Genomic DNA, 20,006 nt, shown 5'->3' on the forward strand with positions numbered 1-20,006 from the left:
AGGGCCCTTCAACCGCCGCACGCGCCATGGCAGTTACTCGAAGGACCCACTGCTGGTCACGACGCTAAGGTGGCCGGCATGAGCCACGTAGCGCTGAACGACGCCACATTGCACTACGACGACGAGGGGCCGTCGGACGGTCTGCCGGTCGTCCTCGTTCACGGCCATCCGTTCAACCGCACCCTGTGGGCGCCGTCCGTCAAGGCGCTGACAGCGGCCGGATACCGCGTGATCGCCCCGGATCTGCGCGGGTACGGCGAAAGCAGTGTCACCCCCGGCAAGGTCTTCCTCTCCGGCTTCGCGGACGACATCGCCGCTCTCCTCGACCATCTGGGCGTGGAGCGTGCGGTCGTCGGCGGGGTGTCCATGGGCGGCCAGATCGCCATGGAGTTCCAGCTCCGGCACCCGCGGCGGACGCTGGCCCTGGTGCTGTCCGACACGTCCGCGCCCGCCGAGACCGAGGAGGGCAAGGAGTTCCGCAACCGCCTGGCCGACCGGCTGTCGGCCGAGGGCATGGACGGTTACGCGGCCGAGGTGATCGACAAGATGCTCGCCGCGTACAACGTCACCGCCCTGCCGGACGTGGCGGCGCACGTCCTCGGCATGATGCGGGCCACCGACCCGGAGGGCGCCGCCGCCGCTCTTCGGGGTCGGGCCGAACGCCCCGACTACCGCGACACCCTCGGCGCCGTCGAGGTGCCGGTCCTGATCGTGGTGGGCGCGGACGACGTCTACACCCCGGTCAGCAGCGCCGAGGACATCCACCGCTTCGTCCCCCACGCCACGCTGACCGTCATCGACGGGGCGGGCCACCTGCCGGGGGTCGAGCAGCCCGGACTGTTCAACGCGGCGCTACTGGACTTCCTCGGCTCGCGGGTCGTCGGCGGCGCCTGACCGGCCGAGCGCCTCGTCGAGCAGGCCGGCCCACTGGGCGACCACCCTGCGGCGGCGGGCCGTGTCGTCGGTGAGGAGGTTGGCGAGGCCCAGCCCGCGGGCCATGTCGAGGAGGCCCTGGACCGTTTCGCGGACTCCGGGGCGGCTCTCGTCGGCGCCGAGGAGCTCGACGGCGATGCGGTGGGTCTCGCGGCCGACGCGGGCCTCGAGTTCGGTGACGCGGGGGCGGAGCTGCTCCTCGTTGGACGCGGCGACCCAGAGCTGCAGCGCGGCGCGGAAGAGCGGCCCCGTGTAGAGGTCGACGATGGCGGCGAGCACCGCCGCGCGGCCCTGGACGGGCAGGGTGCGCAGGGCGGCCGAGCGTTCCTCGGCGACGTACTCGACGGCGCCGGTGAACAGGTCCTCGCGGGTGGGGAAGTGGTGCTGGGCGGCGCCGCGCGACACCCCGGCGCGTTCGGCGACGACGGAGACGGTGGAGCCTGCCCAGCCGTGTTCGGCGAGGCAGGCGACCGCTGCTTCCAGGAGCCGTTGGCGGGTGGCCCGGCTCCTGTCCTGCTTGGGGGATTTCGGGTTCGGGGGCGTTACCACACCCATGCGGGGTCCCGTCGTTCGAGGAAGGCCGTCATCCCCTCCCGTGCCTCGGCGGAGGCGAACAGGGCCGCCGAGCGGGCGATGAGGTCTTCTGCGTGCTGGTCGAAACTCCTCCGCACAGTAGCCGTGGCCAGCTCCTTCGAGGCGGCCAGCCCCTGGGGGGACGCCCTGCGCAGTCCGTCCAGTACCGGTACGAGCGCCTTGTCCACGTCCTCGGCGGCAAGGCTCACGAGCCCGATCCGCACGGCTTCCGCCGCGTCGAAGCGTTCCCCGGTGAGGTAGTAGCGGGACGCCGCGCGGGGGTCCAGGCGGGGCAGCAGGGGCAGGGAGATGACCGCCGGGGCGAGGCCGAGGCGGGATTCGGTGAGCGCGAAGGACGAGTCGGGGCCCGCGACGGAGATGTCGCAGGCGCCGAGCAGCCCGAGCCCGCCGGCCCTGACGTGCCCGGTGACCCGGGCCACGACCGGTTTGGGCAGGGTGACGATGCGCCGCATGAGGGCGACGAAGGCGTGCGGGTCGGCCGGTGCGGTGAGGTCGGCGCCCGCGCAGAACGTGTTGCCGGTGTGGGTGAGGATCACCGCCCGTACGGTGTCGTCCGCCGCGCAGTCGTCGAGTGCCCCGGCCAGTTCGGTCACGAGCCGTGCGCTCAGGGCGTTGCGGTTGGCCGGGGAGTCGAGCGTGAGGGTGGTGATGCCCCGCTCGTGGGCACGTTCCGCAAGGGTCATCGCTGCTTCTCCCTGTCGCGCAGTTCCCGTCGGAGGATCTTGCCGGAGGCCGCGCGGGGGACGGCCTCGATGAATTCCACCCGCCGGACCTTCTTGTACGGGGCGACGTGCCCGGCGACGTACGCCATGACGTCGTCGGCGGTGAGGTCCGGGGCGGCCGGCTGGCGTACGACGTAGGCCTTGGGGACCTCGTTGCCCTCGGCGTCGTACACCCCGATGACGGCGGCGTCCGCGACGGACTCGTGGGTCAGGAGCAGGGCCTCCAGGTCGGCGGGCGCGACCTGGTAGCCCTTGTACTTGATCAGTTCCTTCACCCGGTCGACGACGTGCAGCCAGCCGTCCGCGTCGACACGGCCGACGTCCCCGGTGTGCACCCAGCCGTCCGCGTCGATCATCTCGGCGGTGGCTTCGGGGCGTCCGAGGTAGCCCTTCATCACCTGGGGGCCGCGGATGAGGATCTCGCCGTCGGTGCCGGTACCGACGTCCTTGCCGGGGTCCTCGATCGACACGATCCGCATCTCGGTGCCGGGCAGCAGCTTTCCGACGGCGCCGGGCGGCGGGTTCTCGGCGTCCAGCGGTACGACGTGGGTGCCGGGCGAGAGTTCCGTCATGCCGTAGGCCTGACGTACGGGCGGCAGGCCGAGGCGGGCCGAGCACGCGGCGGCGAGTTCGGCGTCCAGGGGGGCGGCGGCGCTGACGATGTACCGCAGCGAGGACAGGTCGTAGTTGCCGACGGCCGGGTGCTTGGCGAGTGCCAGGACGATGGGCGGGGCCACGTACAGCCCGCTGATGCGGTGCTCCTGGATGGCGCCGAGGAACTGGTCGAGGTCGAAGCGGGGCAGGACGACGACCGTGGCCCCGCAGCGCAGCGGGACGTTCATCAGGGCGGTCAGCCCGTAGATGTGGAAGAACGGGAGGACGGCCAGGATGCTGTCACCGGGGCCCATGGGGATGAAGGGGCGCAGCTGCTCCAGGTTGGTGCCGATGGAGCGGTGGGTGAGCATCACGCCCTTGGGGGTGCCGGTGGTCCCGGAGGAGTACGGGAGGGCCGCGATGTCCTCGGCGGGGTCGAACGCGATCTCGGGTTCCGGGGCGGTGGAGCCCAGCATGTCCAGTACGGAGGTGTGTCCTTCGGCCTGGTCGCAGACGAAGATCTCCTGGATGCCGCCCGCGAGTTCGGCCGCCCGGCGGGCCACGTCGAGGAACATGGACACGGTGACGATCCACCGGGCCGCGGAGTCCTTCAGCTGCTTGGCGAACTCCTCGGCCGTGGCCAGCGGGTGCACGGTGGTGACGGAGGCTCCCGCGCGCGTGGCCCCGTAGAACACCGGGGGGTAGGCGATCGTGTTGGGGCTGTGCAGGGCGAGGACGTCGCCCTTGCGGAGTCCCGCTTCGGCGAGGTGGGCGGCGATGCGGCGGTGGAACGTGTCGAGCTGGCCGTAGGTGACGGAGAGGCCGTTCGTACCGTCGATCAGGGCGACGGTGTCGCCGAACGCGGCGGCCTCGCCCAGGACCGCTTCGTGGATGGGTATGTCGAGGGCCGGAACATCTGCGTACTCGCTGCGGAACACCATGGCGGTCCCCTGTCGTCGCGGTGCGGCGGGCACGGCGCCCCGCTCCGGGGAGCGGGGGGCGCCGCGCGGGTATGGAGAGACAGAATCGCCCCTGCCGTGCGGAATGGGGAGACCCTGGACCGAAGCGTCCTCAGTACGACTTCGGCAGTCCCAGCGACTGGTGGGAGACGTAGTTCAGGATCATCTCGCGGCTGACCGGCGCGATGCGGGCCACGCGTGCCGCCGTGACCAGGGAGGCGAGGCCGTACTCGCGGGTGAGGCCGTTGCCGCCGAGGGTGTGGACGGCCTGGTCGACAGCCTTCACACACGCTTCGCCGGCCGCGTACTTGGCCATGTTGGCGGCCTCGCCGGCGCCGATGTCGTCGCCCTCGTCGTACAGCCTGGCCGCCTTCTGCATCATGAGCCGGGCCAGTTCCAGCTCGATGTGGGCGATGGCGAGCGGGTGGGCTATGGCCTGGTGGGCGCCGATGGGCGCCTTCCACACCTGGCGGGTGCGCGCGTACTCGACGGCCTTGCCGAGCGCGTACCGCCCCATCCCGATGCCGAACGCGGCCGTCATGATCCGCTCGGGGTTGAGCCCGGCGAACAGCTGGAGCAGTCCGGCGTCCTCATCGCCCACCAGCGCGTCGGCGGGCAGCCGCACGTCGTCGAGGGTCAGCTCGAACTGCTTCTCCGGCGCGTGGAGTTCCATGTCGATCTGCGACCGTCCGAAACCGGGGGTGTCGCGCGGGACGATGAAGAGGCAGGGCTTGAGCGTGCCGGACCGGGCGTCCTCGGTGCGCCCGACGATGAGGGTGGCGTCCGCGATGTCGACGCCGGAGACGAAGACCTTGCGGCCTGTGAGGACCCAGCCTCCCCCGCTCTCGCGGCGGGCGGTGGTGGTGATGCGGTGGGAGTTGGAACCGGCGTCGGGTTCGGTGATGCCGAAGGCCATGGTGAGGCTGCCGTCGGCGAGGCCGGGCAGCCATTGCTGCTTCTGGCTCCCGGTGCCGAAGCGGGCGATGACGGTGCCGCAGATGGCGGGCGAGACGACCATCATCAGCAGGGGTGATCCGGCGGCGCCGAGTTCCTCCAGGACGATGGAGAGTTCGGCCATGCCGCCGCCTCCGCCGCCGTACTCCTCGGGGAGGTTGACGCCGAGGTAGCCGAGTTTGGCGGCGTCGCTCCACAGCTCGTGGGGGTGGGAGCCCTCACGGATCACGGAGGTCATGTAGTCGCGCCCGTAACGCGTGCCGAGTGCGGCGACGGCGGCGCGCAGCGCCTTGTGCTCTTCGTTCTCGAGGACGGTGCTCATGCGTTCTCCTCCGGTGCGGCGGAATCCGGTGCGGCTGGTCCCGAATCTGCGGGTCCCGAATCAGCGGGTCCCGAATCAGCTGGTCCCGCGTCTGCGGGTTCGGTGACGACGGCGAGCAGGGCGCCGACCTCGACCTGGCGGCCGGGGGCGGCGTGGAGCACGGTGAGGGTGCCGGAGGCCGGGGCGAGGATGCGGTGCTCCATCTTCATCGCCTCCAGCCAGATCAGCGGCTGTCCGGCCTCGACGGCCACGCCCGGTGCGAGCCCGTCCGCGAGGCGGACGACGGTGCCGGGCATGGGCGCGAGCAGGGAGCCGGGTTCGGTGCGTTCGGTGGGGTCGGTGAAGCGGGGCAGGGCGGTGAAGGTGTACGAGCCGCGGTCGCCGTCCACGTACACGCGCCCGTCGTGTTCGGCGACGGCGAAGTGCCGGGTGACGCCGCCGGCGTCGAGGCGGACGCGGCCGGGTTCGGCGCGGACGACGCGTTCGCCGGATTCCGGCTGGAGTCCACCGCGCCCGGCCCGGTAGGTGATCTCGTGCTCGGTGCCGTCGGGCTCGCCGCGGTAGCACCTCGTCTGGGGCTGCGAGGCGAGGTTGCGCCAGGCGCCGAAGCGGGCGGGGCCCGAGGCGGGCCGGTCGGCGGCCCGGGCGAGAGCGGCGGCGGTCGCGGCGAGACGCTGCTCCCCGGCGTCGGGCCCGGGGGTGAGGGCGGCGAGGTGCCGGTCGTAGAAGCCGGTGTCCGGCCGGGCTCCGGTGAAGTCCGGGTGGCGCAGGGACCGTACGAGCAGGTCCCGGTTGGTGACCGGCCCGTGGATGCGGGCGCGTTCGAGGGCGCGGGCGAGGTGGCGTACGGCTTCGGCACGGGTGGGCGCGTACGCGATGACCTTGGCGAGCATCGGGTCGTAGTGCACCCCGACGGTGTCGCCGCCGGTGTATCCCGTGTCGAGGCGCAGGCCGGGCTCGTCCGGCACCTCCAGGGTGTGCAGGGTCCCGGTCTGCGGCTGCCAGCCGGCGGCGGGGTCCTCGGCGTACAGCCGGGCCTCGACGGCGTGCCCGTGCGGCTCCGGAGGTGTGGCGGCGGGCAGCGGTTCGCCCTCCGCGACCCGGATCTGCAGGGCGACGAGGTCGAGCCCGTACACCGCTTCCGTGACGGGGTGTTCGACCTGGAGGCGGGTGTTCATCTCCAGGAAGTACGGGCGCCCCTCGGCCGACACGAGGAACTCGACGGTCCCCGCGCCCCGGTAGCCCACCGTCTGCGCGGCCGCGACCGCCGCGTCGTGCAGCCGTTGCCGCAGCGCGTCGTCGAGGCCGGGCGCGGGGGCCTCCTCGATGACTTTCTGGTGGCGGCGCTGGAGCGAGCAGTCGCGGGTGCCGAGCGCCCACACCGTTCCCCGGTCGTCCGCCATGATCTGGACCTCGACGTGCCGGCCGCGTTCGACGTACGGCTCGGCGAAGACCTCGCCGTCCCCGAAGGCCGAGGCGGCCTCCGCGGCAGCCGCGGTCAACTCACCCGGCAGGTCGTCGAGTTCCCGTACGATCCGCATCCCGCGTCCGCCGCCGCCCGCCGCCGCCTTGATCAGCAGCGGAAGGTCCTCGGCGGTGGCGCCGCCCGGGTCGACGGGGGCGAGGAGGGGGACATCGGCGGCGGCCATCAGCTCCTTGGCCCGGGTCTTGGACGCCATGAGCTCGATGGCCTTCACCGGCGGCCCCACCCATACGAGGCCGGCGTCCTGCACGGCCTGGGCGAATCCGGCGTTCTCGGAGAGGAAGCCGTACCCGGGGTGCACGGCGTCGGCGCCCGCCGCGAGGGCGGCGGCGACGACGAGGTCGCCGCGCAGGTACGTGTCGACGGGTGCGTCGCCCGGGAGGCGCACGGCGGTGTCGGCCTCCCGCACGTGCAGGGCTCCGGCGTCCGCGTCCGAGTACACGGCGACGGTGGAGATGCCCAGTTCACGGCAGGTGCGGAAGATCCGGCAGGCGATCTCGCCCCGGTTGGCGACAAGCAGAGTGGTGATCAACTGTGCCTCACATCCGGAAGATGCCGAAGCCGCCGCGGGCGCCCTCGACCGGTGCTGTGTGGATCGCGGACAGGCACATCCCGAGGACGGTCCTGGTGTCGCGCGGGTCGATGACCCCGTCGTCGTACAGCCGCCCCGAGAGGAACATGGGCAGCGATTCCGATTCGATCTGCTGCTCCACCATGGCGCGCAGTCCCGCGTCGGCCTCGTCGTCGTAGGGCAGGCCCCTCGCGGCGGAGGAGGCGCGGGCGACGATCGACAGGACGCCGGCGAGCTGCTGGGGGCCCATGACGGCGGACTTGCTGCTGGGCCAGGCGAACAGGAAGCGCGGGTCGTAGGCCCGGCCGCACATGCCGTAGTGGCCTGCGCCGTAGGAGGCACCCATCAGCACGGACAGATGCGGCACCTTCGAGTTCGACACCGCGTTGATCATCATCGCGCCGTGCTTGATGATGCCGCCCTGCTCGTACTCCTTGCCGACCATGTAGCCGGTGGTGTTGTGCAGGAACAGGAGCGGGATGTCGCGCTGGTTGGCGAGCTGGATGAACTGCGCCGCCTTCTGCGACTCCTCGCTGAACAGCACGCCCTGGGCGTTGGCGAGGATGCCGACCGGGTAGCCGTGCAGCCGTGCCCAGCCGGTGACCAGACTCGTCCCGTAGAGCGGCTTGAACGCGTCGAAGTCCGATCCGTCGACGAGCCGTGCGATGACCTCGCGCGGGTCGAAGGGGACCTTGAGGTCACCCGGGACGATCCCGACGAGTTCGTCCTCGTCGTACTTGGGCGGCTCCACGATCCCGGGATCGGCTTGCGCCTTGCGCCAGTTGAGCCGGGCGACGATCCGCCGGGCCTGGCGCAGCGCGTCGTGCTCGTCGAGCGCGAAGTGGTCGGCGAGCCCGGACGTGCGGGCGTGCATCTCGGCCCCGCCGAGCGATTCGTCGTCGCTCTCCTCGCCGGTGGCCATCTTCACCAGGGGCGGGCCGCCGAGGAAGACCTTCGACTGCTCCTTGATCATGACGGTGTGGTCGGACATGCCCGGGACGTACGCGCCGCCGGCGGTGGAGTTCCCGAAGACGACGGCGACGGTGGGGATCCCGGCCGCCGACAGCCGGGTGAGGTCGCGGAACAGCGCGCCGCCCGGGATGAAGATCTCCTTCTGCGAGGGCAGATCCGCCCCGCCCGACTCGACCAGGCTGATGCAGGGCAGCCGGTTGGCGAAGGCGATCTCGTTCGCCCGCAGGGCCTTCTTGAGCGTCCACGGGTTGGAGGCGCCGCCGCGTACGGTCGGGTCGTTGGCGGTGATCAGGCACTCGACCCCCTCCACCACTCCGATCCCGGTGACGAGGGAGGCACCGACCGCGTAGTCGCTGCCCCACGCGGCGAGCGGGGACAGCTCCAGGAACGGGGTGTCCGGGTCGACCAGCAGCTCGATCCGTTCGCGGGCCAGCAGCTTGCCGCGCTTCCGGTGCCGTGCCACGTACTTCTCGCCGCCGCCCGCCAGGGCCTTGGCGTGCTCCGCGTCGAGCTCGGCGAGCTTCGCGAGCATGGCCTCGCGGTGGGCGGCGTATTCGGGCCCGGCGGTGTCGAGTGCGGTGGGCAGGACGGTCATGCGGTCACCTCCGGTTCTTCCAGGAGCGCTACGGGGACGGGGAGGCGACGGGACCGCAGCCACTCCCCCACCGCCTTGGCCTGCGGATCGAAGCGGGCCTGCGCGGCAACGCCCTCGCCGAGGAGGCCGTGGACGACGAAGTTCAGGGCCCGCAGGTTCGGCAGGACGTGGCGTACGACGGTGAGCCCGGCGGTCTCCGGGAGCAGCTCCTGGAAGCGGGCGACGGTCAGCTCGTGGGCCAGCCACCGCCACGCGTCCTCGCTCCGCACCCAGACGCCCACGTTGGCGTCTCCGCCCTTGTCGCCGCTGCGGGCTCCGGCGACGCGGCCGAGCGGCGCGGAGCGGGTGGGGCCGGACGGCAGCGGCTCCGGGAGCCCGGGCTCCTCGACCGCTTCGAGCGCCCGGCTCCGTACGGCCGGGGGCACGTCCTCCCGCTCCCCGTCCGGAAGGACGGCCACGTGCCCGACCTCCTCGGCCGGTACGTACGCGGCCTCGAACACCCCGTAGGGCGCGCCCTTCCCGGGCGGGGCGGTCACATGGAAGCCGGGGTAGCTGCCGAGCGCCAGCTCGACGGCCGCCCCGGACACCGCGCGCCCGACCGCTTCCGCGTCCGGGTCCCGGACGACGAGCCGAAGCAGGGCACTGGCGGTCTCCTCGCTCGCGGCGTCGGCCCGGTCGGTACGGGCCAGCTCCCACCGCACCTCGGCGGGCCGCCGCCCGCCACGGGCCAGGGCGTCGGCGAACTGGTCCCGCACGAGCTGTGCCTTGGCCTCGATGTCGAGCCCGGTCAGCACGAAGACGACCTCGTTGCGCCAGCCGCCGATCCGGTTGAGCCCGACCTTGAGCGTGGGTGGCGGTGCCTCGCCCCGCACCCCGGAGATCCGTACCCGGTCCGGCCCGTCCTGCGTCAGCCGTACGGTGTCGAGCCGGGCGGTGACGTCCGGTCCGGCGTACCGGGCCCCGCCGGTCTCGTACAGCAGCTGGGCGGTGACGGTGCCGAGGTCGACGACACCGCCCGTACCGTCGTGCTTGGTGATGACGCTCGACCCGTCCTCGTGGATCTCGGCGAGCGGAAAGCCGGGCCTGCGGATGTCGTGGTCACCGAAGAACGCGTAGTTCCCGCCGGTGGCCTGGGTTCCGCACTCCAGTACGTGCCCGGCGACGACCGCCCCGGCGAGGGCGTCGTGGTCCTCGTCGCCCCATCCGAAGTGGGCGGCGGCGGGCCCGGTGACGAGGGCGGCGTCGGTGACGCGTCCGGTGACGACGATGTCGGCCCCGGCACGCAGGCAGGCGGCGATCCCGGCGCCGCCGAGGTAGGCGTTGGCGGTGAGGAATCCGTCGGGCACGGGCCGGCTGTCGCCCTCGACGTGCGCGACACGTACGGGCACACCCGCCTTGTCGGCCAACTCCCTGACGGCGTCGGCGAGCCCGGCCGGATTGAGCCCCCCGGCGTTGGCGACGATCTTCACGCCGCGCTCGTGGGCGAGCCCGAGGTTCTCCTCCAACTGCCGCAGGAAGGTGGACGCGTACCCGCGTCCGGGGTCCTTGAGCCGGCTGCGCCCCAGGATCAGCATGGTGAGCTCGGCAAGGTAGTCCCCGGTCAGGACGTCGAGGGGACCGCCGGTGAGCATCTCGCGCACGGCGTCGAAGCGGTCGCCGTAGAAGCCGGAGGCGTTGCCGATGCGCAGCGGCCGCGTCATCGGTCCCCCTGCCGGGGGCGCCCGGGACCGGCGGGCCCGGCGAAGGCCTGCGCGATGTCGAGCCACCGATCGGCGTCGGCTCCCGTGGCGTGCAGGGCGAGGTCGTCGCGGTGGGCGCGCTGGGTGACGAGCAGGCAGAAGTCGAGCAGGGGGCCGGTCACGCGCTGCGCGGCGTCCTCGGGTCCGTAGGCGGCCGACTCGCCGTCCGGTCCCTCCAGTTCCACCCGGAACGGCTCGCCGGGCGGCTGTTCGCCGCGCACGAAGTAGGCGTAGTCCCGGGCCCGCACCCCGATCCTGGCCACGTGCCGCAGCCGCGCGGTCGGCTTCCTCGTCACACCGAGGGCGTCGGCGACGTCCTGCCCGTGCGCCCAGGTCTCCATGAGCCGCGCGGTCGCCATCGAGGCGACGCTCATGGGCGGCCCGTACCAGGGGAATTTGACCCCTGCGGGTGCCTCCCGCAGTGCTGTGTGAAGCCGAGCCCTGTCCTCCCGCCACTGCACGAGCAGGGCGTCGGGCGGCAGGAGCGCCACTCTCTCGGCGGCTGCCTGATCGACGAAGGTCTCGGGGTCGGCCACCGCCCTGTCGACCTCGGCGGCGAAGGCGTCGGGCTCGGTGACGGCGACCAGCGCGACCTCGTCGGTCCAGTTCAGGTGAGCGATCTGGTGGGCGACGGTCCACCCGTCGGCGGGCGTCGGCCCGGCCCACCCCTCCGCGCTCAGTCCGGCTACCAGGAGGTCGAGTTCGTCGCTCTCCTGACGCAGGTCGTCGAGTACGGCGACGGTCACGGCCGATGCATCGGACACGGTGCGCTCCCTGGGGGCGTGGCGGTGTGCCCCGGAGCATGCCAGCGCCCCAGAAAACAAGCAAGCATGCTTGCATTATTTTCCGGCGGACCCCTGTGCGCACTCCCGGAATCGGATCCCGGAACCGGGAGTGCGCACAGGGGTCCCCGTAGTTCCCGACGAAACACCGTGGCCGTACAGCCCACGGGCTGAACTGCCTTCGGGAGGACCGTCAGCCGGTACAGCCCGGGATCGCGCCGGCCGGGCTGCAGTTGTTCGGCCGGTTGCTGCGAATGTCATCGCCGTTCAGGGTCAGGACGCCGGACGCCTTGAAGATGCCGCCGCCGTCGCCCGCCCGGTTGTAGGTGATGGTGTTGTCCTCCAGCATGGTGGTGCCCAGCCCCGCGGTTCCCCCGGCGTGGTAGAGGCCGCCGCCCTGCGCGATGCCGTCCTTCGCGGTGACCGTGTTCCCGAGAACCTTGTTGCGCCTGGCCGTCAGGGTGCCGCCGTCGGGGTTGTCGAGGCCGCCGCCCTGAGCCGTGCCGTTCGGTGCGTCGGCGGTGTTGCCGGCGATGAGGCTGTCGGTCAGGTCGAGCGCGCCGAAGGGGCCCACGCGGACGCCACCACCCCGCGCGGTGCCGTCCTTGGCCACCGCCCGGTTGCCAATGATCTTCACGCTGCTCACGGTCATCAGACCGTTGTTCGCGATGCCGCCGCCCTGGGCGACACCGTGCGGAGCATCCGATGTGTTGTGGCTGATGGCGCCGCCGGTCACGGTCAGCCTGCCGGGTACCGGGATGCCGTTGGAGACGGCGGCACGCGCGAATCCACCCGGGGCGAAGGAACGGTTCTTGCTGATGATCGTGTCCTTCACGGTCGTCTCGGCGAAGCTGATGATGCCGGCCGCGAAGGCGGTGCTCTTCGTGCCCTTGGTGACGGTCGCGGTGTTCCCGGTCAGCCGGGAGCGGGTGACCGTCAGCGGGCCGTCGTTCGCGATGGCGCCGCCGGCGGCGCCGCCCTCGGTTGCACGCCCGTTGTAGATGACGTGGTTGCCGGCGACTTCGGTCTCGCTCACGCTTCCGGTGCCGGGGCTGTCGATGCCGCCGCCCTGGGCGAACACGGCGGACCGGGCTGTGTTGCCGATGAACTTGCTGCGGGTCACCGTCATCGTTCCGGCGTTGGAGATGCCGCCGCCGCAGGCCAGGCCCGGGGGGTCGGGGAAAGCAGGGCAGTCCGTGGCGAAGCCACCACTGATCGTCGTCCGGGTGAGAGTGAGGTTTCCCGTTGGTGCGACATAGAGGATCCGGAACTTCGGCACCCTGTGTCCGTGATCGTCCCGCGTGATCGTGGCCCCACGCCCGTCGATGGTGATCTCACTGGTGATCACCGGCAGCCCGTTGCCGGGGTTCACGAGGTCCGGCGCCGTCAGCTTGTACGTGCACCTGTGCGCCAGCCGGAGCGTGTCCGGCTCCGGTGAGCTGTTCGCGGCTTTGATTGCCGCGACGAGATCCGGGACCGAGCATTGAACCTGCACCGTGGCGGCGTGAGCGGCCGGGGCGGGGGCCGCCACCAGCGCGCCCGCCACGAGGCCGAGGACGGCCGGAACATGCCGACGAGACATCGAAAACTCCATCCTTCTGCGGTGTATGGCCAGCCGTCAGGGGACCGCAACCAGCCGAGCACAGCCGAACATGACCACCCGCCGTCGGCTTCCCGGCGTGATCCGTACGGGCGGGCGGACAGCCCGGACGGAGCATGAAATCGCGCGAACGGGGTCACCCTGGAGGCACTGCGTCACGGCGAACGGGCCGGCCGGCGTTGCCCACGTACACGCTGCCGTTCATGGCTCCGGAACGGAGCCGACGGCCGAAAGGGCGGGACGTACAGGCCCGCACGGTCTACCTTGGCTGCTCGATGCGGGGACACGGAACGGGGGCCGATGGTCATGGCACGGTCGGACGGATCGAGCCGGCGGGCATGGCTCGCACTGGGCATCGGGGCCGGTGCCGCCGTCGCGGTCGGCGGCACCGTGTACGCCTTCGGCGGCCCGACACGGGCACAGCAGGACGCCGAGCGGGTTCTCACGGATGTCGCCCCGCTGCAGGAGCAGTTCGGCGAGGCGGGGCGGCTGTCGGACCCGCACTGGCTGGTGTACGACCAGGACGAGGCCGAGCGGAGCCGGGAGCTTCTGCCGAACCCGGACGCGCGTTACCGGGTGGTGGGCGTCGCACGGCTGCCCGCCGGAACGGCGGCGTCGATCGTGGCGACACCTTCGTACGCCTTCGCGCCCGTCGATCCGGTGGACGTGCCAGACGTGCTGACGGAGTTCCTGCCCGGGCAGGCGCGGTGGATGAGAAGTGCGGCCTTCGACCGGCGCCTGCTGGCCCCCGGCACGAAGGACGTCACCCATGGCCGGTTCTTCCTCGACCCTTCGACGGACAGCCTGTACTTCGACACCTTCTAGGGCACGGAACCCCGCGACGGCACCGCCGGGCCGGCAGCCGCACGGACGGCGCGATCAGGTGCCCTACGTATGGCAGGTGGTAATCTGCGAGCATGATAAAGACGACGGTGTACCTCCCGGAGGACCTGGAAGTACGGCTGGAAGCCGAGTCGTCCGCCACCGGGATCAGCAAGGCCGAGCTCATCAGGCGGGGCATCGCGCTGCTCCTCGAGAACGCCGAGCGACCCAAGGGGACCCGGAGGCTTCCGGTCTTCGACAGCGGGCGTCCGCTGAGCCCCGAGGCGATGGACGACGCCGTCTACGAGCACATCAAGGAACGAGCGGCACGCCGTTGATCATCGTCGCCGACACGTCCGCCCTGTACGCCGCCTTCGACGCGGCCCAGCCGGAGCATTCCGAGGCTGCCGGGATCCTCGAGCACGAGAGGCTCGCCATCTCACCTCTCGTCGTCACCGAACTGGATCACCTGGTGCACCGGGATCTGGGCTTCCCTGCTGTGATGCAGGTGATGGAGGCGTTGAACTCCCGCATGGCGGACGGACAGTACAGGCTGGCCGAGCTGAAGCCCGCAGACCTCGGAGCGGCCCATCAGGTGCGCCAGAAGTACGAGGGGCTGAGGCTGGATCTCGCGGACGCGGTGGGCGTCGTCCTCGCGGACCGGTACAGGACCGACCGCATCTTCACTCTCGACCAGCGGGACTTCCGGGCCATCACCCCTCTGACACCCGGTCTCACCGCGTTCCGCATCCTGCCCGTCGACGCCTGAGCCCGGGCCTACTCCATCCGGTCACCCTCGGCCTGCGAGGGTTCGGTCCGTGGAACGTCCGGGTGGACCTCGGAGGCCCTGGTGCCATCGGCGGGTTCGTCACGATCGCCCTCGGCCTGCGAGGGGGTGTGCGCGTACAGCCCGTCGTACTCATCGGTTCCCTTCATGGATCCCATGGGCGGGCCCCCTTCCTCAGCTCCCTTCCATGGTCCCTCTGCGCGAGGCGGCGCGCACCGCACCCATGCTGGCGCCGATGACCAGGGCGATGGCCAGGGCGTCGGTCGTGGAGAGCGCCTGGTCGAGGATGAGGAAGCCCGCCGTGGCGGCGATGGCGGGTTCCAGGCTCATCAGGATCGCGAAGGTGGGGGCGGGCAGACGGCGCAGGGCCATGAGTTCCAGGGTGTACGGGAGGACCGAGCTCAGCACGGCCACGGCCGCACCCAGGGCCAGCGTGGACGGCACCAGGAGTTTCGAGCCGGCCTCCATGATCCCGAGCGGGAGCGAGAGGACCGCCGCGACGACCATGGCCAGGGCCAGGCCGTCCGCTTGCGGGAAGCGGCGGCCGGTGCGCGCGCTGAAGACGATGTACGCCGCCCACATCGCGCCCGCCCCCAGGGCGTAGGCCGCCCCGACCGGGTCCAGGCGGTCGAAGCCTCCGCCGCTCAGCAGGAAGACGCCGCACAGGGCCAGGCCCGCCCAGACGAAGTTGACCAGGCGGCGGGACGCGACGACGGAGAGGACCAGGGGACCCAGCACCTCGAGGGTGACGGCGGCGCCCAGCGGGATGCGGTCGGCGGCCTGGTAGAAGAGCGTGTTCATGCCGCCCATCGCGATGCCGAACGCCACGACCGTGCCCCAGTCCGCCCGGGAGTGCCCGCGCAGTTTCGGCCGGCAGACGACCAGCAGGACGAGCGCGGCGGCTGCCAGGCGCAGCGTGACCACGCCGAGTGCGCCCGCCTTCGGCATCAGCAGGACCGCGACCGCCGCGCCGAACTGCACGGAGAGCCCGCCCGCGACCACCAGCGCGACCGGCCCCAGGGCCGCCCTGCGGGCGCCGGGGCGGCCCGGGCGGCCGTGGCCGGGCTCGTCGAGCGCGGACACCGCCTCCGGCACGGCGACGGCTGCGGCCGGCTCTGCGGCACTGCGCTGGTCGTTCACCTGGGAGACCTTTCAAAAAAGTTCAGTGGAGTGCACTAGTAGGTCCACAGTAAAGCACTGCCCGCCTGAGCCTCACCCCTTCACCGTAGAGACGCGCGCGCCGCGCGTGAAATGCCGATTGCGCTCCCGTTATGCTCCCCACGCATGAGCACAGGACAGGGCAGTGGCGGGGGCGGACGCGGTATCGAGCTCCGGCACCTGCGGGCCTTCCTCGCGATCGCGGAGGAGGGAAGCGTCACCCGGGCCGCCGCCAGGCTCCGGGTCACCCAGCCCGTCGTCTCCCGGACGCTCGCGGCCCTGGAGAAGCACCTGGGCGTCCGGCTCGTCGACCGGTCCACGCACCATCTCGCCCTCACCGCCGAGGGCGTCCTCTTCCGGGACAAGGCCGCCGCCGCGGTCGGCGCCTTCGACGAGGCCGTGGACGCCGGACGGCTGCGCCACTGGCCGCTGCGGCTCGGGCACGCGTGGTCCGCGTTCGGCCCCTACACCACACCCCTGCTGCGGACCTGGCAGCAGCGCCACCCGCAGACCCCCCTCGAACTGCTGCGGATCGACGACCGTACGGCCGGTCTGACCCGTGGCGAGGTCGACGCGGCCCTCCTGCGCGGGCCGGTGGACGCACCGGGGCTCGTCACCGAGCTGCTGTTCACCGAGGACCGGGTCGCGGCCGTCGCCGCCGACGGACCGCTCGCCGCCCGCCGGTCGCTGTCACTCGCCGACCTGGCCGGCGGTGCCGTCGTCCTGAACACCGTCTCCGGCACCACCACACTCGGCCTGTGGCCCCCGCACGCGCGGCCCGCCTCCACGCTCACGGTCGCCAACACCGACGACTGGCTCACCGCCATCGCCGCGGGCCGCGGGGCCGGCGTCTCCGCCGCGTCCACCGCCGGCATGCACCCCCACGCAGGGGTCGCGTACCGGCCGCTCGACGACGCCCCGCCGCTGCCCGTCCTGCTGGCCCGTCGGGACGGTCCCGGCCACCCGGCCCTGCCCCAACTGGTCGCGCTCGCACGGGAAATCGTCGACCGCGGGGAATGAAGCCCCGGTGTCGGGAAGTTGGCAGCTGAGCACAGTCCAACCGAACCGATCACTCCGGGGGGAATCATGTCGGACAAGGACAGGACCATCACCGTGCACGGCACGGTCGCGGACGGCTTCGAGAACGTACGGGAGGAGTTCGCCGCCGTACTCGCCGAGGACCACACCGAGCCGGGCGGCCAGCTCGCCGTTCACCACCACGGCCGCCGGGTGGTGGACCTGTGGGCCGGGGAGGGGATCGCCGGGGATTCGCTGCCCGCGGTGTTCTCCTCCACCAAGGGCGCCGCGCACCTCGTCCTCGCCCTGCTCGTCCAGGACGGCGTCCTGGACCTGGAGCGGACGGTCGCCTCGTACTGGCCGGAGTTCGCCGCCGAGGGCAAGGGCGAGCTGACCCTGCACGAGCTCGTCTCGCACCGCTCCGGGGTGATCTGGGCGGACGGCGGCCTCGGCGTCGCGGAGCTGGCCGACGACCGGATACTCGCCGAGCGGCTCGCGGGCCAGCGGCCGTTCTGGGAACCCGGAACGGCTTACGGCTACCACGCGCTGGTGGTCGGCGCCCTCACCGGTGAGGTCGTGCGCAGGGCCACCGGACGGTCGATCCAAGAGCTGTTCGAGGAGCGGGTGCGCGCCCCGTACGGGCTGGACTTCCACCTGGGGCTGCCCGAGGCGCTCGAACCGCGGTACGTGGCCATCCGGCCCGGCGTGCCCACGCCCGAGCAGGCCACGGAGGCCGAGGCGAACCCCGTGGACCCGGAGGGTCTGATGGCGCTCGCGTTCGGCTGGGCGTCGGACCCGCCGCTCGACCTGGTCGCATTCGCCAACACCCGTGCCGTGCGCGCCCTCGGCCAGGCCTCGGCCGGCGGGGTGGCCTCGGCGCGCGGGCTGGCCGGGATGTACGCGGCGGCGATCTCGGAGGTGGACGGCCGGGCGCCGCTGCTCAAGCCGGACACGCTGGCCGAGGTCGGCCGGGTGCGGTGGGCGGGCGACGACGTCGTGGTCGGAGCACCGAACCCCTTCACCGTCGGCTTCGAGGCGTCGCGGGTGCCCTACCCGTTCCTGGGCGAGGGCGCGTTCGGGCACGCGGGGGCCGCGGGGTCGCAGGCGTTCGCCGACCCGGTCCACGGTGTGGCCTACGGCTACACGCGTCGCCGGTTCGCCCTTCCGGGCGGGGCCGCACCGGAGAACGAGCGGCTGGCCGCGGCGGTGACCCGGGCGGCGGACCGGGTGCGCGCGTAGCGCGGAGTGCGCGTGCGGTGTGCCGGCCGGCCCGGTGCGGGCAGGAGCCCCGCACGGACGGGCCCGGTGCGGGGCACCGGGCCCGTCCGCGGTGGGACTACTTGGCGCAGACCGCCTTGTCCGCCTGGACCTGCTGGATGTCCTTCGGGGCCTTCTCCGGGGCCGCGAGCGGGGTGCCCGCCTCCTTGAAGTCCGGGCCCAGCGTCAGCACCATCGGTTCCGTCGCGCCCGCGTCCGTCGTCGTCGGCTTCAGGGCCGAGGCCGACAGGCCCATCAGGTCGGCCAGCCGGCGTGCCTGGTCGGCCTGGTTGGGGGCGTAGACCAGCTGGGTCTTCGCCACCTTCTCGGGTGCGTTGGCCTGGTTGGCGGACTTGAGTACGCCCTCTTCGTTCTGCAGCCAGTCCAGCGCCTCCTGCGCGGAACCTGCCGGGGCTCCGCCGTTGAAGACGTCGACCCGCACATCCGCCGGGTCGGCCATCTCGCCCTTGAGCTTGGCGGCGTTCTCGGCCTTGGCAGCGGCCTTCTCCTGCTTCTCCACCGCGGTGAAGGAGACGTCCTCGCGCATCATCGAGAACACCTGCGGAGCCTTCGACTCGTCGAGGATCACGGTGGCCTTGTCGTCCGGGTTGTCCAGCACCGGCACCGTGGTGAAGGTGATGTTCTTCGGGTCGACCGAGGCCAGCTCCATGCCCAGTTTGCGCAGCTGGTTTATGTCGTCGATCTTGTCGTCGACGGTGAGCGCCTTGGTGGCCGCATCGGCGAGGGTCCACATCTTGGTGGGGCTGGTCAGGGTGTCGTTGGACTTCAGCTTGCGCATGAGCGAACCGAGGAACTGCTGCTGGAGCTCGATACGGCTCAGGTCGCTGCCGAAGCCGACGGAGTACCGGGTGCGCAGGAAGGACAAGGCCTGCTCGCCCTGAAGGGTGTGCTCGCCCTTCGTGAGGTTCAGGTGGGACTTCTCGTCCTTGATGTCCTTGGCGAGGCAGACCTCCACGCCGTCGACGGCGCTGGTCAGGGACTTGACCGCGTTGAAGTCGGCCACCATGAAGTGGTCGGCCTTCATGCCGGTGAGCTCCGTGACCGTGCGCATGGTGCAGCTGGGCGTCCGGTCGGACTGCCCGAGGCTCGTGTTGAAGCGAGCCCCCTCGGTCCCTGTCCCGGGGATGTCCTTCGTCGAGCCGTCGGTCTGCTCCGTCGGGCAGTCGGGGATGGCCGTTATCAGGTCACGCGGGATGCTCAGCGCGGTGGCGTTCGTACGGTCCTTGGAGACGTGGAAGAGGATCGTCGTGTCGGCGTGGCCGACGCTCTCCTTGTCGCCGTAGCCCTCGTTCCCCGCACCGGTCCGCTTGTCGGTCCCGATCACCAGGATGTTGATGGCCCGGTCCTTGCTGAAGCCGCCGGTCCCTGCCCCGTCGCTGGAGACGGACGCGATGTTGCCGTTGAAGTGCTGGTACACGAGGTAGCCCGCGGTACCGACGCCGACCAGCAGGAACGCCAGTACACCGCCCGTCCAGACCAGCGCCTTCTTCTTGCCGGACTTCTTCGGCTTCGGCCTGCGGCGTCCCGTCGACGGCCCGGCCGCCCGGCCCGCGGCGCGACCGCCCGGCTGCCGTGCGTCGTCCCGGTCCCCGCGGCCGGACCTGCGTCCGCCGCGCTGCCCGGGTACGGAGGTCCGCCCGTCGTCCGGCGGCGTCGCCGTACCGGAACGGCGGCGCGGGGAGGGCGCGGCTGGGGCGCCTCCGGCTGTGCCGCTTCCTGATCTGCTGCTTCTGGGGGAAGCCGGTGCGGCTGATCGCCCTTTGGAGGGGGTCAGTCGCAGTTCGTAATCACCGGTGTCCGGGTTGAGTACCCACTGGTCTGCGGGGTCGATGCCCTCGTCCCGCCCACGGCCTTGCGCGTCCACGGTTGCCTGCGTCCTCCGTCGGGGCCCACGCGGCGCCTCCCCCTCAAGGCGCTCGGTGTGTCTTACGGCGGTGCGCCGACCTTGCAGGTCGGGCTGCACCGGAGCGCTCACACTAGCTGCCCGTTCGCCTGCGAGCGACGATCGTGACAAATCAAGCTCCTCACAGGGGACATACCGCCACATTCACCCCTCTTTCCCCGCCCGCCACACGGTTTCATCCGATGAGCGGGGCCGGGAGCGCTCGGACGAGGCACCTTCCG

The 20,006-nt window shown here is 72.0% G+C and carries 18 protein-coding genes; 6 read left to right on the top strand and 12 right to left on the bottom strand.

The window, feature by feature from the left end:
* Positions 1–78: 78 nt before the first annotated feature.
* On the top strand, positions 79–894 hold the full coding sequence (locus ACFW9O_RS04450) for an alpha/beta fold hydrolase (RefSeq protein WP_384604860.1): 816 nt from the start codon (positions 79–81) through the stop codon (positions 892–894).
* Here the strand turns inward: ACFW9O_RS04450 and ACFW9O_RS04455 are convergent.
* The 9 genes from ACFW9O_RS04455 to ACFW9O_RS04495 form a co-directional block, all read right to left on the bottom strand.
* Complete coding sequence (locus ACFW9O_RS04455; RefSeq protein WP_384604861.1) at positions 853–1,488, bottom strand: TetR/AcrR family transcriptional regulator; 636 nt, start codon at positions 1,486–1,488, stop codon at positions 853–855. The genes ACFW9O_RS04450 and ACFW9O_RS04455 overlap by 42 nt on opposite strands.
* Positions 1,476–2,210 (bottom strand): enoyl-CoA hydratase family protein, encoded by a 735-nt coding sequence (locus ACFW9O_RS04460; protein WP_384604864.1) that lies wholly within the window; start codon positions 2,208–2,210, stop codon positions 1,476–1,478. The genes ACFW9O_RS04455 and ACFW9O_RS04460 overlap by 13 nt, the downstream gene beginning before the upstream one ends.
* The gene (locus ACFW9O_RS04465; protein ID WP_384604865.1) at positions 2,207–3,784 is read right to left on the bottom strand and encodes a 4-coumarate--CoA ligase family protein; all 1,578 of its coding nucleotides are present in this window, start codon (positions 3,782–3,784) and stop codon (positions 2,207–2,209) included. The genes ACFW9O_RS04460 and ACFW9O_RS04465 overlap by 4 nt, the downstream gene beginning before the upstream one ends.
* A 130-nt stretch (positions 3,785–3,914) precedes the next feature.
* Complete coding sequence (locus ACFW9O_RS04470) at positions 3,915–5,078, bottom strand: acyl-CoA dehydrogenase family protein (RefSeq protein WP_384604868.1); 1,164 nt, start codon at positions 5,076–5,078, stop codon at positions 3,915–3,917.
* Positions 5,075–7,093 (bottom strand): acetyl/propionyl/methylcrotonyl-CoA carboxylase subunit alpha, encoded by a 2,019-nt coding sequence (locus ACFW9O_RS04475; protein WP_384604870.1) that lies wholly within the window; start codon positions 7,091–7,093, stop codon positions 5,075–5,077. Before ACFW9O_RS04475 ends, ACFW9O_RS04470 begins: the two co-directional genes overlap by 4 nt.
* A gap of 7 nt (positions 7,094–7,100) precedes the next feature.
* On the bottom strand, positions 7,101–8,699 hold the full coding sequence (locus ACFW9O_RS04480) for a carboxyl transferase domain-containing protein (RefSeq protein WP_351165337.1): 1,599 nt from the start codon (positions 8,697–8,699) through the stop codon (positions 7,101–7,103).
* Positions 8,696–10,399, bottom strand: a complete 1,704-nt coding sequence (locus ACFW9O_RS04485) for an acyclic terpene utilization AtuA family protein (RefSeq protein ID WP_384604873.1) — start codon at positions 10,397–10,399, stop codon at positions 8,696–8,698. Before ACFW9O_RS04485 ends, ACFW9O_RS04480 begins: the two co-directional genes overlap by 4 nt.
* On the bottom strand, positions 10,396–11,202 hold the full coding sequence (locus ACFW9O_RS04490) for a TIGR03084 family metal-binding protein (RefSeq protein ID WP_384604875.1): 807 nt from the start codon (positions 11,200–11,202) through the stop codon (positions 10,396–10,398). Before ACFW9O_RS04490 ends, ACFW9O_RS04485 begins: the two co-directional genes overlap by 4 nt.
* 211 nt (positions 11,203–11,413) lie before the next feature.
* Positions 11,414–12,802 carry a hypothetical protein gene (locus ACFW9O_RS04495; RefSeq protein ID WP_384604878.1) on the bottom strand — a complete coding sequence of 463 codons (1,389 nt, stop codon included), beginning with the start codon at positions 12,800–12,802 and terminating at the stop codon, positions 11,414–11,416.
* A 324-nt stretch (positions 12,803–13,126) separates the two neighbouring features.
* Here ACFW9O_RS04495 and ACFW9O_RS04500 point away from each other — a divergent pair, with 324 nt between their 5' ends.
* The 3 genes from ACFW9O_RS04500 (at position 13,127) to ACFW9O_RS04510 (ending at position 14,411) form a co-directional block, all read left to right on the top strand.
* Positions 13,127–13,645 carry a hypothetical protein gene (locus tag ACFW9O_RS04500; protein WP_384604881.1) on the top strand — a complete coding sequence of 173 codons (519 nt, stop codon included), beginning with the start codon at positions 13,127–13,129 and terminating at the stop codon, positions 13,643–13,645.
* 92 nt (positions 13,646–13,737) lie between these two features.
* On the top strand, positions 13,738–13,980 hold the full coding sequence (locus tag ACFW9O_RS04505; RefSeq protein ID WP_351165347.1) for a CopG family transcriptional regulator: 243 nt from the start codon (positions 13,738–13,740) through the stop codon (positions 13,978–13,980).
* Positions 13,977–14,411, top strand: a complete 435-nt coding sequence (locus ACFW9O_RS04510) for a type II toxin-antitoxin system VapC family toxin (RefSeq protein ID WP_384604884.1) — start codon at positions 13,977–13,979, stop codon at positions 14,409–14,411. The genes ACFW9O_RS04505 and ACFW9O_RS04510 overlap by 4 nt, the downstream gene beginning before the upstream one ends.
* 8 nt (positions 14,412–14,419) lie before the next feature.
* Here the strand turns inward: ACFW9O_RS04510 and ACFW9O_RS04515 are convergent, their stop codons facing one another.
* Both ACFW9O_RS04515 and ACFW9O_RS04520 read right to left on the bottom strand, forming a co-directional pair.
* A complete protein-coding gene (locus tag ACFW9O_RS04515; protein WP_384604886.1) occupies positions 14,420–14,587 on the bottom strand; it encodes a hypothetical protein in 168 nt (55 codons plus the stop codon).
* A 16-nt stretch (positions 14,588–14,603) separates the two neighbouring features.
* Entirely contained in the window at positions 14,604–15,569 is a 966-nt protein-coding gene (locus ACFW9O_RS04520; RefSeq protein WP_384604888.1) for a DMT family transporter, read from the bottom strand.
* A gap of 144 nt (positions 15,570–15,713) precedes the next feature.
* Between ACFW9O_RS04520 and ACFW9O_RS04525 the strand changes: the two genes are divergently transcribed.
* Positions 15,714–16,607: a LysR family transcriptional regulator gene (locus ACFW9O_RS04525; protein WP_351165356.1), complete on the top strand. Its 894-nt coding sequence runs from the start codon at positions 15,714–15,716 to the stop codon at positions 16,605–16,607.
* A 66-nt stretch (positions 16,608–16,673) separates the two neighbouring features.
* A complete protein-coding gene (locus tag ACFW9O_RS04530) occupies positions 16,674–17,843 on the top strand; it encodes a serine hydrolase domain-containing protein (RefSeq protein ID WP_384604892.1) in 1,170 nt (389 codons plus the stop codon).
* Between the two features lie 97 nt (positions 17,844–17,940).
* Here ACFW9O_RS04530 and ACFW9O_RS04535 read toward each other — a convergent pair whose 3' ends face one another.
* Complete coding sequence (locus ACFW9O_RS04535) at positions 17,941–19,746, bottom strand: LCP family protein (RefSeq protein ID WP_384604894.1); 1,806 nt, start codon at positions 19,744–19,746, stop codon at positions 17,941–17,943.
* Positions 19,747–20,006: the final 260 nt, after the last annotated feature.

Origin of the sequence: Streptomyces sp. NPDC059499 (assembly GCF_042749285.1) — a bacterium.
Taxonomy (GTDB): Bacteria; Actinomycetota; Actinomycetes; order Streptomycetales; family Streptomycetaceae; genus Streptomyces.

What these genes read in the sequence shown, in the direction of transcription:
- ACFW9O_RS04450 (WP_384604860.1), top strand. Translation starts at nt 79, where the DNA reads ATGAGCCACGTAGCGCTGAACGACGCCACATTGCACTACGACGACGAG.
- ACFW9O_RS04455 (WP_384604861.1), bottom strand. Translation starts at nt 1,488, where the DNA reads ATGGGTGTGGTAACGCCCCCGAACCCGAAATCCCCCAAGCAGGACAGG.
- ACFW9O_RS04460 (WP_384604864.1), bottom strand. Translation starts at nt 2,210, where the DNA reads ATGACCCTTGCGGAACGTGCCCACGAGCGGGGCATCACCACCCTCACG.
- ACFW9O_RS04465 (WP_384604865.1), bottom strand. Translation starts at nt 3,784, where the DNA reads ATGGTGTTCCGCAGCGAGTACGCAGATGTTCCGGCCCTCGACATACCC.
- ACFW9O_RS04470 (WP_384604868.1), bottom strand. Translation starts at nt 5,078, where the DNA reads ATGAGCACCGTCCTCGAGAACGAAGAGCACAAGGCGCTGCGCGCCGCC.
- ACFW9O_RS04480 (WP_351165337.1), bottom strand. Translation starts at nt 8,699, where the DNA reads ATGACCGTCCTGCCCACCGCACTCGACACCGCCGGGCCCGAATACGCC.
- ACFW9O_RS04485 (WP_384604873.1), bottom strand. Translation starts at nt 10,399, where the DNA reads ATGACGCGGCCGCTGCGCATCGGCAACGCCTCCGGCTTCTACGGCGAC.
- ACFW9O_RS04495 (WP_384604878.1), bottom strand. Translation starts at nt 12,802, where the DNA reads ATGTCTCGTCGGCATGTTCCGGCCGTCCTCGGCCTCGTGGCGGGCGCG.
- ACFW9O_RS04500 (WP_384604881.1), top strand. Translation starts at nt 13,127, where the DNA reads ATGGCACGGTCGGACGGATCGAGCCGGCGGGCATGGCTCGCACTGGGC.
- ACFW9O_RS04505 (WP_351165347.1), top strand. Translation starts at nt 13,738, where the DNA reads ATGATAAAGACGACGGTGTACCTCCCGGAGGACCTGGAAGTACGGCTG.
- ACFW9O_RS04515 (WP_384604886.1), bottom strand. Translation starts at nt 14,587, where the DNA reads ATGGGATCCATGAAGGGAACCGATGAGTACGACGGGCTGTACGCGCAC.
- ACFW9O_RS04525 (WP_351165356.1), top strand. Translation starts at nt 15,714, where the DNA reads ATGAGCACAGGACAGGGCAGTGGCGGGGGCGGACGCGGTATCGAGCTC.
- ACFW9O_RS04530 (WP_384604892.1), top strand. Translation starts at nt 16,674, where the DNA reads ATGTCGGACAAGGACAGGACCATCACCGTGCACGGCACGGTCGCGGAC.